This is a genomic window from Butyrivibrio sp. INlla21, assembly GCF_900116875.1.
Classification (GTDB): domain Bacteria; phylum Bacillota; class Clostridia; order Lachnospirales; family Lachnospiraceae; genus Butyrivibrio.
Genome location: NZ_FPCC01000048.1, coordinates 1 through 11,922 on the forward strand (window position 1 = coordinate 1; position 11,922 = coordinate 11,922).

At 43.5% G+C, this 11,922-nt stretch carries 14 protein-coding genes, 1 tRNA gene, 1 rRNA gene and 1 pseudogene; 13 read left to right on the forward strand and 4 right to left on the reverse strand.

Going from position 1 to position 11,922, the window contains the following annotated elements:
• Window positions 1–307: pseudogene (locus tag BM377_RS15565) on the forward strand (transposase); the annotation flags it as partial.
• A gap of 63 nt (window positions 308–370) precedes the next feature.
• Here the strand turns inward: BM377_RS15565 and BM377_RS15570 are convergent.
• From BM377_RS15570 to BM377_RS15580, 3 genes are read right to left on the reverse strand one after another with little or no spacing between them, the layout of a single operon-like run.
• A complete protein-coding gene (locus tag BM377_RS15570) occupies window positions 371–1,123 on the reverse strand; it encodes an amino acid ABC transporter ATP-binding protein (protein ID WP_092250794.1) in 753 nt (250 codons plus the stop codon).
• Window positions 1,124–1,142: 19 nt separating this feature from the next.
• Window positions 1,143–1,799 carry an amino acid ABC transporter permease gene (locus BM377_RS15575; RefSeq protein ID WP_092250796.1) on the reverse strand — a complete coding sequence of 219 codons (657 nt, stop codon included), beginning with the start codon at window positions 1,797–1,799 and terminating at the stop codon, window positions 1,143–1,145.
• 26 nt (window positions 1,800–1,825) lie between these two features.
• Window positions 1,826–2,608: a transporter substrate-binding domain-containing protein gene (locus BM377_RS15580; RefSeq protein WP_092250799.1), complete on the reverse strand. Its 783-nt coding sequence runs from the start codon at window positions 2,606–2,608 to the stop codon at window positions 1,826–1,828.
• A 174-nt stretch (window positions 2,609–2,782) separates the two neighbouring features.
• Between BM377_RS15580 and BM377_RS15585 the strand changes: the two genes are divergently transcribed.
• From BM377_RS15585 to BM377_RS15600, 4 genes are read left to right on the forward strand one after another with little or no spacing between them, the layout of a single operon-like run.
• Window positions 2,783–3,304 carry an RNA polymerase sigma factor gene (locus tag BM377_RS15585; protein ID WP_242948193.1) on the forward strand — a complete coding sequence of 174 codons (522 nt, stop codon included), beginning with the start codon at window positions 2,783–2,785 and terminating at the stop codon, window positions 3,302–3,304.
• On the forward strand, window positions 3,301–3,723 hold the full coding sequence (locus BM377_RS15590; RefSeq protein WP_092250805.1) for a hypothetical protein: 423 nt from the start codon (window positions 3,301–3,303) through the stop codon (window positions 3,721–3,723). Before BM377_RS15585 ends, BM377_RS15590 begins: the two co-directional genes overlap by 4 nt.
• A 17-nt stretch (window positions 3,724–3,740) precedes the next feature.
• A complete protein-coding gene (locus BM377_RS15595) occupies window positions 3,741–4,328 on the forward strand; it encodes a hypothetical protein (protein ID WP_092250808.1) in 588 nt (195 codons plus the stop codon).
• Window positions 4,329–4,667, forward strand: a complete 339-nt coding sequence (locus BM377_RS15600) for a LiaI-LiaF-like domain-containing protein (protein WP_092250810.1) — start codon at window positions 4,329–4,331, stop codon at window positions 4,665–4,667.
• A gap of 65 nt (window positions 4,668–4,732) precedes the next feature.
• Here BM377_RS15600 and BM377_RS15605 read toward each other — a convergent pair.
• A tRNA-Ser gene (locus BM377_RS15605) sits at window positions 4,733–4,821 on the reverse strand.
• A gap of 151 nt (window positions 4,822–4,972) precedes the next feature.
• On the opposite strand from BM377_RS15605, the gene BM377_RS15610 reads away from it, so the two are divergent.
• The 8 genes from BM377_RS15610 to BM377_RS15645 all read left to right on the forward strand — a co-directional run.
• Window positions 4,973–6,046: a 6-phosphofructokinase gene (locus BM377_RS15610; RefSeq protein WP_092250813.1), complete on the forward strand. Its 1,074-nt coding sequence runs from the start codon at window positions 4,973–4,975 to the stop codon at window positions 6,044–6,046.
• A gap of 45 nt (window positions 6,047–6,091) precedes the next feature.
• The gene (gene dnaX, locus BM377_RS15615) at window positions 6,092–7,690 is read left to right on the forward strand and encodes a DNA polymerase III subunit gamma/tau (protein WP_092250816.1); all 1,599 of its coding nucleotides are present in this window, start codon (window positions 6,092–6,094) and stop codon (window positions 7,688–7,690) included.
• Between the two features lie 2 nt (window positions 7,691–7,692).
• Window positions 7,693–8,040, forward strand: a complete 348-nt coding sequence (locus BM377_RS15620; RefSeq protein WP_092250819.1) for a YbaB/EbfC family nucleoid-associated protein — start codon at window positions 7,693–7,695, stop codon at window positions 8,038–8,040.
• Window positions 8,040–8,639 (forward strand): recombination mediator RecR, encoded by a 600-nt coding sequence (recR, locus tag BM377_RS15625; RefSeq protein WP_092250822.1) that lies wholly within the window; start codon window positions 8,040–8,042, stop codon window positions 8,637–8,639. The genes BM377_RS15620 and recR overlap by 1 nt, the downstream gene beginning before the upstream one ends.
• Before the next feature lie 32 nt (window positions 8,640–8,671).
• Window positions 8,672–9,715, forward strand: coding sequence for an aldose epimerase family protein (locus BM377_RS15630; RefSeq protein WP_092250825.1), 1,044 nt, complete (start codon window positions 8,672–8,674; stop codon window positions 9,713–9,715).
• Between the two features lie 31 nt (window positions 9,716–9,746).
• On the forward strand, window positions 9,747–10,970 hold the full coding sequence (locus tag BM377_RS15635; RefSeq protein ID WP_092250828.1) for a DUF5711 family protein: 1,224 nt from the start codon (window positions 9,747–9,749) through the stop codon (window positions 10,968–10,970).
• A 10-nt stretch (window positions 10,971–10,980) separates the two neighbouring features.
• Window positions 10,981–11,433: a CvpA family protein gene (locus BM377_RS15640; protein WP_092250831.1), complete on the forward strand. Its 453-nt coding sequence runs from the start codon at window positions 10,981–10,983 to the stop codon at window positions 11,431–11,433.
• Window positions 11,434–11,632: 199 nt separating this feature from the next.
• Window positions 11,633–11,922: ribosomal RNA gene (locus BM377_RS15645) — 16S ribosomal RNA — on the forward strand; the annotation flags it as partial.

An 11,922-nucleotide genomic window follows, 5' to 3' on the forward strand; every position in this document is an offset into this window, starting at 1 on the left:
GATACACCGAGGGGATGAAAGATCTCTATTCTCACAGGAAAGAAACAATAGAGAGAATCTTTGGGACAGCCAAAGAGAATCATGGATTTAGATATACACAGATGTATGGAAAGGCGCGGATGGAAATGAAGGTCGCGCTTACCTTTGCGTGTATGAATCTAAAAAAGCTTGCAAGAATCAAGAATGAATGGCGGTTAGAAATGGCCTGATAAGGGCTGTTTTGACCATTTTTATTATGAAAATCCGGCTTAAGAAGAAAAATGGTCTTGAGAGCTATGCTCTCAAGACCACTTTGTCTACAGTCTGAACGCCTCGGCATAAAGCCGGGGCGTTATATGTTGTACAAACCTGTGATTGTATTATTGGCATCTCAAGAATTAAGGCTTGAAAGAAACTGCTTGGTTCGCTCTTCTTTGGGATTACTTATAAGCTCTTTGGCAAGACCTTGTTCAAGGATGATGCCGTTGTCCATGAAGAGTGCGATATCCGCTACGTCTCTTGCAAAGCTCATCTCGTGAGTTACGATGATCATAGTTGTGTGGCGGCTTGCGAGCTCCCTGATAACCCTGAGTACTTCTCCCGTAAGCTCGGGATCAAGGGCTGAAGTGGGCTCGTCAAAGCACAGAATATCAGGCTCCAGAGCCAAGGCTCTTGCGATCGCTACTCTTTGTTGCTGACCGCCTGAGAGCTGGTGAGGGTAATTGTCCATTCTGTCAGACAGCCCCATCTGTGCCAAAAGCTCTTTTCCGTGTTCTATAGTCTTGTCCTTTTGGGAAGCGTCGGCCTCCATAAGCGGGGCAAGAGTGACGTTCTCAAGGGCAGTATACTGAGGGAAAAGATTGAACTGCTGGAAAACAAGTCCGAAGTGTAGCCTGTTCTTCCTGAGCTGCTCGGGATTTGTGACAGGACTTGCTCCGTCAAAGATCTGTTGTCCTCTGACGGATATGGTTCCTTCATCCGGAGTCTCAAGAAAGTTCAGGATGCGGAGAAGCGTAGTCTTACCGCTTCCCGAGGAGCCGATGATCGACATGGTCTGTCCTTCTTCCAGATCAAAGCTTATTCCCTTTAAAACTTCAGTATTTTCAAATGTCTTTTTTATATTCTTAACTTCTAAAATTGGCATAATGTGCACCGGTCTTTCATTATCTGAAATAGCTCAGTTTCTTTTCAATACGGTCAAACAGTACGGTCAACAGGCCGCTGAATATCAGGTAGAATGCACCTGTATAGAACAAGGGCCAGATAATTCCGTTGCTCTTTATAAAGGCCTGCCCGTTCCATATTATCTCGTAGACGGCGATAACTCTGGCAAGTGAAGTGTCTTTTACCAGGGTGATTATCTCGTTGGAGATGGGCGGAACGATCCTCTTTACAAGCTGAAGCAAAATGACCTTGAAGAAGATCTGCTTATCGGTCATACCAAGAACCTTGCCGGCCTCATATTGTCCCACGGGAATCGACTGTATGCCGCCTCTGTAAATCTCTGAGAAGTAGCAGGCATAGTTGAACACAAAGGCTACGAGGGCAGCGATAAATCTACCCGAGGTCTCGGAGCCCCAGACATTTACGCCAAGGAAGATCCCGGGGCCGTAATAGATGATCAGAAGCTGGAGCATCAAGGGCGTTCCGCGTACGACCCAGATAATGAATCTAATAGGATATCTAATTATTTTTGCTTTGCTCATAGAGCCAAAGCAAATGAGAAGTCCCAGTGGCAGGGCAAAGACCTGTGTAAGGAAGAATAGTTTCAGGGTCTCTAAAAATCCTACCATAAGGGATGAAGTAACGGTAAAAAACATCAGCTCAAACCTACTCCTGTCTTATATTATGGGGCGATAACGGCGTCCTGAACACCGTATATTGTTGCGATGGACTGTGTTGTGCCGTCCTTGTAGTACTCAGAAAGCTTGTCGTTTATGTATGCGGCAAGATCTGAACCCTTACGGCAACCGATACCATATTCCTCTTTAGTCAGTTCAACTGTGTGTGTAAGCTTAGGATAGCTTGTGCCCTCGCCGATCATAGCGCCTGCCATGAGAAGGTCGATGATGCAAGCCTGAGATGTTCCCGCATCTACTTCCATAACGGCGTTAGCCTGAGATGTAAGAGATGTGTAGTTGTATCCGTTATCCTTAGCTGCCGCTTCTCCTGCAGATCCGGATTCTACCGCGAAAGACAAACCGGAAAGTGAAGCCGCATCCTTGTACTGATCGGCAATATCAGAAGGAACGACAACAACCTGTGCATTGTTGAGGTAAGGATTGGTGCATTCCATGGAATTCTTAACCTCGTCGGTAAGAGTCATTCCGTTCCATATAACGTCAACGGATTTGTTTTTGAGCTCAAGGATCTTGTTGTCCCAGTCAATCTCAACGAATTCTACGTTAACCCCCAAAGAATCGCCGACCTTTTTGGCAAGATCAGCATCGAAACCGATCCATTCGCCTGAATCATCCTTATAATCCATGGGAGCAAAATCTGTAATACCAACGATCAATGTTCCCTTCCCCTTAATGTAGTCAACGTCGCTTTCGGGAGCTTTGGAGCCGCAGGCTGTAAGTCCCAACATGGTTGTAAGCAATAATGTTGCAAGTATTCCCTTTTTCATAAGTCCTCTCTCATTCTTCTAAAATAGTGGATTAAAATTGATATATCGACATTTAATACTTTATCACGTTACCATGTGGAATTGCAAGGCTCAAAAATAATTTTGAAAAAAGTGAAGATTTTTTTATTGCTGCTTCGTTATATTATATGTAGGACATGTCACAGAAAAAAGAAGGTGGGGAAAATCGATTCTAAGGAAAAGTTAATAGAGCTCATGGCGAAGTACAAGAATCTGGTTTTCTCTTTGTGCATAAAGATGACCGGTGATTATTTCGCCGCGGAAGATATCACTCAGGAAGCTTTTATTTCGGCATATGAACATCTAAGTGATTTTGACGGAAAAAATGAAAAAGCCTGGCTGTGCAGGATTGCGAGTAATAAATGTGTTGATTATCTTAAGGCCGCAGAAAGAAGGACGGCACCAACAGAAGATGCTCAAATGCCTGTGAAAGACGGAACGAGAGAAGGCCCGGAGGAAGAGGTTTCAAAAAGAGATGTTATAAACAGGGTAGAAGAAAAATGCAACGATCTTCCGAACGGATATGCCAATATAGCCAATATGTATTTCATCAAAGGCTTAAAGGCGGCGGAGATTTCAGAGAAACTCGGGATTCCGCTTAAAACGACCCGGACCAAGATATACAGAGCACGGGAGATGCTAAGGAAAAACATAAGAAAGGAGGACCTGCTTGCATGAGAGAATTTAATGAATATTTATCTGATGAAGAACTAAATAAGCTTATCGATGAAATAGAACAAGAAGGCGAGACGGTTGCTCCTTACAGCATTGAAGAAACTGTGCTTTCCTATGTGGATAAGAAACGAGAAAAGAAAACAACAAAGATAAGCTACTATGTTTATTGTATGAAGGTTTCGGTATCTATAGCGGCCGCAATCCTGATGATGGTTCTTTTACCTTATTTCAAAAATAACGGAACGAGCCTTCCGTCAAAGAAAGATGTTATGGAGCAGGAGGCTTCGATAAGTAAAGAGGAACTTCTTTCTCGAGAGGTTATCAGTTCGAGGGAAGAAGCACTAAACAAACGGACGGAAAAAGACAGGATAGAAGAAATGAAGTTAATAATACATTCTAAAATAGAAGAGATATCTGAATAAAAGGGAGGATCAAGATAATGGAGATCAAGAAAAAGAATAAGTTTTTTACATTTATATTTTCGTTTATCCCCGGTGCTGTTGAGATGTACATGGGACTTATGAAGAACGGATTCAGTATTATGGGATGCTTTGCGCTTCCTTTTGCACTGTGCACCGTCTTTCCGTATATTCTTCAAGGGGTGTTTATGGCATTTATGTTATTGATCTGGTTTTATGCTTTTTTCCATGCATGGAACGTGTTTTCCTTAAGCCCCGAAAAGCTTGCGGGGTTAGAGGATAAGTATATATGGGAGGAGTTTGAATTCAAAGGCAAATTAAAGCTTCCCGAGGGTGCGGTGCGCAAGTATATGCCGATTGTACTGATCATATGGGGACTTTCAATGATATGGTCATATATTTCAAGGATTGTTTTCCGCATTATTCCGGACGAAATGTGGGATAATCTGTATTCTCTTATAAATGATGTACCGGAGGTTGTTGTTGCGATTCTTTTGATCGTGATAGGAATACGTCTGATAAGGGGGAAGAAAAAAGAACTTGAAGCTGAAACTACTGAGGATGTTACTCCCGTAAACATGATAGCAGAAGGAACTAAGGAGGAATAAATGGAAAAGAGTATAAGACTTCACAGAGTTGGGGCGATAACGGCAGGAATTGCCATGATCGCGTTCGGAGCGGCTTTTGTATGCCATCTTTTCTTTGGTGAAATAAGCTATGAATTCATATTTCATATGTGGCCGCTTTTGCTCATAGGGCTTGGTGTTGAGCTTCTCGTCTCCAACTTTGGCAATGACAATATTGTTTATGATAAGGGGGCAATCTTCCTTATGATCATCATGGCGATATTTGCCATGGGCATGGCTTGCGCGGACATGCTTTTCCAAGAATACAAGGCAGGACTATTGTCATTCATGATATATTACCGTACAGGAATGTTTTGGTAATAAAAAGGCGACAGTTGAATCCTTAATATAAAGGCTTCACTGTCGCTTTTGCTTCTCATAGAAAACGGAGTTGAGGGGATTTGAACCCCTGCGCCGGCAAAACCGACCTACCGGATTTCGAATCCGGACCCTTCAACCGCTTGGGTACAACTCCTTGGCGCTTTGGCAATCCCAAAGCGTTTTTTATTATACTTTGTTATATGGTGCTCGTCAATGCGTATTACTTGGCATTAAACTCATTATTTTGTATAATTAATAGTAGTATGCGTTTAACCAAAAAAGGAATCCAAAGGAGGACTTTTCACATGATGAGAATTGGTATGCTGACAAGTGGTGGTGACTGTCAGGCGTTGAATGCAGCTATGCGCGGAGTTGTAAAATGTATCGCGAATAGCGGTGAAGAAGTAGAATTCTACGGCTTTTTAAATGGCTACAGAGGACTTATCTACAGTGATTTCCGCATGCTGACATCTCGTGATTTTTCCGGAATCCTTACCAAGGGCGGAACGATACTTGGAAGTTCGAGAACTCCTTTTAAGACGATCAAGGATCCTGATGAGAACGGCCTCGATAAGGTTGAAGCAATGAAGCAGAACTATTATAAGCTTAAGCTTGATTGCCTGGTTGTTCTTGGAGGTAACGGTTCTCAGAAAACTGCGAATCTGCTCTCTCAGGAGGGACTTAACATCGTGTCGCTTCCAAAGACCATAGACAACGATCTTTGGGGAACGGATATGACATTTGGTTTCCAGAGTGCGGTTGATGTCGCTACGGGAGTAATTGACAACATACATACTACCGCGGATTCTCACGGCAGAGTATTTATTATTGAAGTAATGGGACATAAGGTTGGATGGCTTACGCTTAACGCGGGAATCGCGGGCGGCGCAGACGTTGTCCTTATTCCTGAGATTCCTTATGATATTGATAAGGTTTGCGAAGCAATCGAAGGAAGAGACAAGAAGGGCAGCAGATTTACGATCATAGCTGTCGCTGAAGGCGCTATTTCCAAGAAAGACGCTAAGCTTTCCAAGAAAGAATACAAGGAAAAGGTGGAGAAGCGTAAATATCCATCAGTTTCTTATGAAATTGCAGAAGCTATACAGAAGCGTACCGGACATGAAGTAAGAGTGACTGTCCCCGGTCACATGCAGAGGGGCGGAGCACCCGATCCGTACGACAGAGTCTTTGCATCAAGACTCGGAGCAGAGGCAGGACGCCTTGTCCTTAAAAAGGAATACGGCTACATGGTTGCCTATAAAAACAGAGAGATTGTAAAAGTGCCGCTTAGCGAGATCGCCGGCAAGCTTAAATACGTATCTCCCGATGCAAGTATTATAAAAGAAGCCAAGATGCTTGGTGTATGCTTTGGGGACTGATGCATACAATAAGAATATAGTTTTGGTGGCGGAGTAGTTTTTCAGATGAGTTATGTTGCGTTATACAGAAAGTTCAGACCGCCTGTTTTTGAGGATGTTAAGGGTCAGGACCATATAATAACCACTTTAAAGAATCAAATAAAATCTGACAGAGTCGGACATGCTTACCTGTTCTGCGGAACCCGCGGAACAGGTAAGACTTCTGTTGCCAAGATTCTGGCAAGAGCGGTCAACTGTGAGCATCCCGTTGACGGCAGCCCTTGCGGAGAGTGCGAGATGTGTAAGGCAATCGCAGCAGGCAACAGTATGAATGTTATAGAGATAGACGCTGCATCCAACAACGGTGTTGATAACATCCGTGAGATCATTGATGAGGTGTCATATTCCCCTACAAAAGGAAAACGTAAGGTCTATATCATCGACGAGGTACATATGTTATCCGCCGGTGCTTTTAATGCGCTTCTTAAGACTTTGGAAGAGCCGCCTGAGTACGTAATGTTTATTTTGGCGACGACGGAAGTACAGAAGATTCCGATCACTATTCTTTCAAGATGTCAGCGATATGATTTCCATAGGATCACTATTGATACAATAGAGAGTAGGCTTAGAGAAGTAGTTGATGCCGAAGGGATCAAGGTGGAAGAGAAGGCGCTTAGATACATAGCCAAGACGGCTGACGGTTCAATGAGAGATTCGCTGAGCCTCCTTGATCAGTGCGTTGCTTTTAACTACGGACAGGAGCTTACCTACGATAAGGTGTTGGGAGTGCTCGGAGCGGTTGACACGGAGGTGTTTAGCAGGCTCTTTTCCGCTATATATAATCAGGATGCCAATTCGGCTCTTACCGTTCTTTCGGATGTTGTTATACAGGGAAGAGAACTTGCGCAGTTTGTTAATGACTTTGTATGGTATCTTAGAAATCTTATGCTTGTTCAGGCTTCGGATCAGATGGAAGATGTGGTTGATGTCTCAACCGATAATCTCAAGGATCTTAAGAGTCAGGCGGAAGGGACTGAGACTGATACCATAATCAGATATATTCGTATTTTTTCGGAATTGTCATCTCAGCTTAGATATGCAACACAGAAGCGTATTTTGATAGAGATCACACTTATCAAGATGTGTAAGCCTCAGATGGATGACAATGAAGATTCTCTTGAGGACAGGCTTAGAGTCTTGGAACAGCATGACGAGGAAAATGGTAAGATTCTCGCCGGTATCAGGTCGGGCCGGGTTGCTGTGGCGGTTTCGGGCGCTTCACCTGCCGGAATTCAGGCGCAGCCTAAGGTTAAGAAAGTTCTTGACAGAGCGGTACCTGAGGATATACAAAAGCTTGTGAAAGAATGGCCGAGGATCCTTGCGAGAATGGACAATCCTATGAAGACTTATATGCAGAGAGCAAGGTTAAGTCTTGGAAATAACGATGTGCTGCAGATTGTGTTTGACAATAAGCAATTGGCTGACAAATATTCCGGAGGACAATCCGCAGAGGATCTGCAGGATGTGCTGGACGGGGCTGCAAATAAGCATGTTGAGTTTGAAACAAGATTCTTGGAACAGCAGCAGTCTTTTGAAGAGAATTATGTAAATTTACAGGCAATCAATTTTGATATTGTTACCGAAGATGAAGAAAAGGAGAACTAAAAATGGGAAGACGCGGAGGATTTCCCGGAGGCGGAATGCCGGGAAACATGAACAATCTTATGAAGCAGGCGCAGAGAATGCAGCGCCAGATGGAGGAGAGTCAGAAGGAGCTCGAGACCAAGGAGTTTACTGCTAAGGCAGGCGGCGGTGCTGTTGAGGCTACCGTATTCGGAAACAAGACGCTTAAGAGCGTAGTGATCTCGCCTGATGCGGTGGATCCCGATGATGTTGAGATGTTGCAGGATATGATCGTTGCCGCAGTTAATGAAGCTATGAAGCAGGCTGATGAAGCAAGCGGGGCAATGATCGGAAAGATGACAGGCGGCTTAGGCGGAGGATTTCCTTTCTAATGGATCTTTACAGCGGACATATTAACCGGCTGATCGACGAGCTGGCGGCTCTTCCGGGGATTGGAGGAAAGTCGGCTCAGAGGCTGGCTTTTTATATAATCAATTTGCCCAAGGACAGAGTTGCCAAATTGGCGGATTCAATAACAAGCGCCAGAGAAAATGTGCACTACTGTAAGATATGCTGCACGCTGACGGATGACGATGTATGTCCGATCTGCAGCAATACTGCCAGGGATCATAGCACAATAATGGTTGTAGAAAATGCTAGGGATTTAGCAGCATATGAGAAGACGGGCAAATACGAGGGGGTTTATCATGTTCTTCACGGGGCAATATCTCCGATGTTGGGGATAGGACCCGGGGACATAAGGCTTACAGAGTTGATGCAGAGACTTCAGACAGAGGATATCAAGGAGGTCATAGTGGCCACCAATTCCAGTCTTGAGGGTGAAACAACTGCTATGTATATCAGTAAGCTTATCAAACCAACAGGCATTAAAGTTACCAGGATAGCCAGTGGGGTTCCTGTCGGCGGAGACCTTGAGTATATCGATGAGGTCACACTGCTTAGGGCGTTGGAAGGCAGAACGGAGCTTTGATACATTATTTTTACCAAACGGAGGGAATCAATATGGCAGTGAGAAAAGAACTATTAGGGGAATCACCGAAAAACGAAGCAATTTATGCATATCACATTTCAAACAGCAATGATGCTGAGGTTGTGGTAATTAACTACGGATGTATCATCAAGAATATTTTTGTAAAGGACAAGGCGGGAAACAAGACTGACGTTGTTCTTGGATTCGATGATGTTAAGGGATATTTTGACAACAGCTGCTTCCTTGGAGCTGCAGTAGGACCTACAGCAAACAGAATCGCCAATGCTAAGTATTCTATTAATGGAAAAGAGTTTTCTCTTCCCGTTAATGATGGTCCCAACAACCTTCATACAGACATGGACAACGGATTCCATAAGAGAGTATGGGAAGCCGAAGAAGGCGATAACTTTGTAAAGTTTACTATTAAGTCAGCAGACGGCGATATGGGCTTTTCCGGAAATCGCGTATTTAATATTACTTATACACTTACAGATGATAATGCTCTTTCTATTCATTATCATGCTACCAGTGATGCGGACACACTTATCAATATGACCAATCACTCATATTTCAATCTTGGAGGACAGGCATCAGGCTCAATTCTTGATCATACTCTTTTACTTAGTGCATCCAACTACACACCTGTAATTGATTCTGCAGCCATCCCTACAGGAGAGATTGCTACAGTTAAGGGAACTCCTTTTGATTTTACTCAGGAGAAGACCATTGGACAGGATATAGCTGCAGACAATGCTCAGCTTAAAGCAGTCGGCGGATACGATCACAACTATGTTATCGATGAAGCAGACGGAACAATGAGGGAATTTGCAACACTTTCATCACCCAAGACAGGCATTACAATGAAGTGCTTTACAGATCTTCCGGGTGTTCAGCTTTATGCGGGCAACTTCCTTTCAGCTAAGGATGCTAAGGGCGGAATAGAATATAAGGCAAGAGACGGTGTATGTCTTGAGACTCAGTTCTATCCCAATTCCATTAACGAGGCCGGTTTCCCCGATCCTGTTTTTGGTCCAGGTAAGGAATACGATACAACAACAATCTACCAGTTTGTTTGATTAAGCAAACCGGCGTTTTCGGAGGCGAGTTTTGGCGGAAGTACGCGATTTTAGCACATATGCCGAAAAAATAAATAGAGTTGGAGCGCAGGATACTTCCGAAAGAGGGACTTCCTATAAAGAAAGGATAAGAAGCCATAAGCTTATTGTCTTTTTCCGAACGATAGTAATAGTGGCGACTATTGCTCTACTTACGGTTGTTATATATGTGAGCTGGAGAGATAAGGAGTATTCGGAAGCTTCTTATACAAGAGGCGCATCTATTACTAACGGAAGTGACGCCAAGATAGTCAGTCTTAACGGACACATAGTTCAATACAGTAAGGATGGTGTGAGCTGTCTTGACGCGGGCGGACAGGCTTTGTGGAATCAGACATATGAGATGCAAAGCCCTATTGCCAGAACTTGCGGTGATGCGATCGCCATAGGTGACTATAACGGACATAACATCTATGTTAATAATGTAAGCGGAGCTCTGGGAGAAATTGACACCAATCTGCCTATCAGAGATTTTTGCGTTTCTTCTCAGGGCGTTGTTGCAGCTGTTCTTGACGGAAAAGATGTAACATGGATTTATTTGTATGACGCGCAGGGTAATACTCTTGCTAACTTTAAGAAGACAATGAAGGACAGTGGGTATCCTATAAGCATCAGTATTTCTCCTAACGGAGAGCTGGTGTGTGTGTCGAATCTTTATCCCGATGAGGGTGCGGTAAAGACCAGTGTTACATTTTCCAACTTTGGACCGGTCGGACAGAATTCCATAGATAATTTTGCAAGCTCTTTTGATTATCCCAATGTCGTTGTGCCTTATGTGCAGTTCATGACTACGGATAAGTCATTTGCTGTATCGGACGACAGGATCATGTTCTATACGGGAGCGGAAAAGCCCGTGATCCAAGTGGAGAATTTTACGGGAGACGATGAAGTTCGCTCTGTATACTTTAATGAATCATATGTAGGCCTTGTTTTTGCAAACGGTACAGACGACGGGGCATACAGACTTCAGGTTTACAATACATCAGGCAATCTTGTACTTACGACTTACTTTGATATGGAATATTCGGAGATTATTTTTACCAATAAGCAGATCGTTATATATAATGAGGATGAGTTTATTCTTAAAGATATGAACGGACATATCAAGTATGAGGGGACATTTGAAGAACCCGTCAGAACCGTTGTGCCTACGGCAACAATGAGCAAGTTTATTCTTGTTACCAAAACAAATGTGGATACATTAATACTTAAATAAGGAGACGACCATGGATTTTGATATCGCAGAAGTGGTGATAACAACGGTTGTTGTTATACTCTTTTTGTGGAGAATATCATATGGCGCCAAGAATGGCCTGTTTGCGGAAGCAGCGGGCCTTGTTTCTGTTTTGGCGGCATTTGTGTCAATATACTACATAATGAAGATTGCCGGAGATGTTCTTAGCTCCAATTTCGGAACGGTCATACCAAAGATTGGATATTTGGTAGTTGCCTTTCTGATTTACAGACTTATGACAGCAATCGGTGACGCTTTCTCTAAAGTTAAGGAAGTGCCCGTGCTGAGCGGAATAAACAGACTTCTCGGAGCAGCATTTGGCGCAGCAGAGGCTTTTTTGATTATTTTTCTTGTTCAGTTCGTCACAAAAATCAAAGTATTCGACACCTTTAAAACCGTGTGTTTAAGCGTGTTTGAATACATACAGAAAACTTTTATAAAATAATAAAAAAAGTTATTGACACAGCTATAACCCTATGATATTCTAAATAAGCTGTCGCTGAGGACAGCGAAACACAAGCACCTTGACAAATAAACAGTAATGCAACCCTGAAAGATTCCAAGAGAATAATTCAGAACAAAATTAGTAAATTAACGGACAGAACAAAAGCCAAGCTTAGTTTTGACCGGATCAACTTTTATTTTAACGTGAGAGTTCGATCCTGGCTCAGGATGAACGCTGGCGGCGTGCCTAACACATGCAAGTCGAACGGAGAATTTACGCTGACGAGACTTCGGTCAAATCTTGTAAATTCTTAGTGGCGGACGGGTGAGTAACGCGTGGGCAACCTGCCTCATACTGGGGGATAGCAGTTGGAAACGACTGATAATACCGCATAAGCGCACAGCATCGCATGATGCAGTGTGAAAAACTCCGGTGGTATGAGATGGGCCCGCGTCAGATTAGCCAGTTGGCAGGGTAACGGCCTACCAA

What these genes read in the sequence shown, in the direction of transcription:
- BM377_RS15630 (WP_092250825.1), top strand. Translation starts at nt 8,672, where the DNA reads ATGGCAGTGAGAAAAGAACTATTAGGGGAATCACCGAAAAACGAAGCA.
- dnaX (WP_092250816.1), top strand. Translation starts at nt 6,092, where the DNA reads ATGAGTTATGTTGCGTTATACAGAAAGTTCAGACCGCCTGTTTTTGAG.
- recR (WP_092250822.1), top strand. Translation starts at nt 8,040, where the DNA reads ATGGATCTTTACAGCGGACATATTAACCGGCTGATCGACGAGCTGGCG.
- BM377_RS15580 (WP_092250799.1), bottom strand. Translation starts at nt 2,608, where the DNA reads ATGAAAAAGGGAATACTTGCAACATTATTGCTTACAACCATGTTGGGA.
- BM377_RS15570 (WP_092250794.1), bottom strand. Translation starts at nt 1,123, where the DNA reads ATGCCAATTTTAGAAGTTAAGAATATAAAAAAGACATTTGAAAATACT.
- BM377_RS15600 (WP_092250810.1), top strand. Translation starts at nt 4,329, where the DNA reads ATGGAAAAGAGTATAAGACTTCACAGAGTTGGGGCGATAACGGCAGGA.
- BM377_RS15620 (WP_092250819.1), top strand. Translation starts at nt 7,693, where the DNA reads ATGGGAAGACGCGGAGGATTTCCCGGAGGCGGAATGCCGGGAAACATG.
- BM377_RS15595 (WP_092250808.1), top strand. Translation starts at nt 3,741, where the DNA reads ATGGAGATCAAGAAAAAGAATAAGTTTTTTACATTTATATTTTCGTTT.
- BM377_RS15610 (WP_092250813.1), top strand. Translation starts at nt 4,973, where the DNA reads ATGATGAGAATTGGTATGCTGACAAGTGGTGGTGACTGTCAGGCGTTG.
- BM377_RS15590 (WP_092250805.1), top strand. Translation starts at nt 3,301, where the DNA reads ATGAGAGAATTTAATGAATATTTATCTGATGAAGAACTAAATAAGCTT.
- BM377_RS15640 (WP_092250831.1), top strand. Translation starts at nt 10,981, where the DNA reads ATGGATTTTGATATCGCAGAAGTGGTGATAACAACGGTTGTTGTTATA.
- BM377_RS15575 (WP_092250796.1), bottom strand. Translation starts at nt 1,799, where the DNA reads ATGTTTTTTACCGTTACTTCATCCCTTATGGTAGGATTTTTAGAGACC.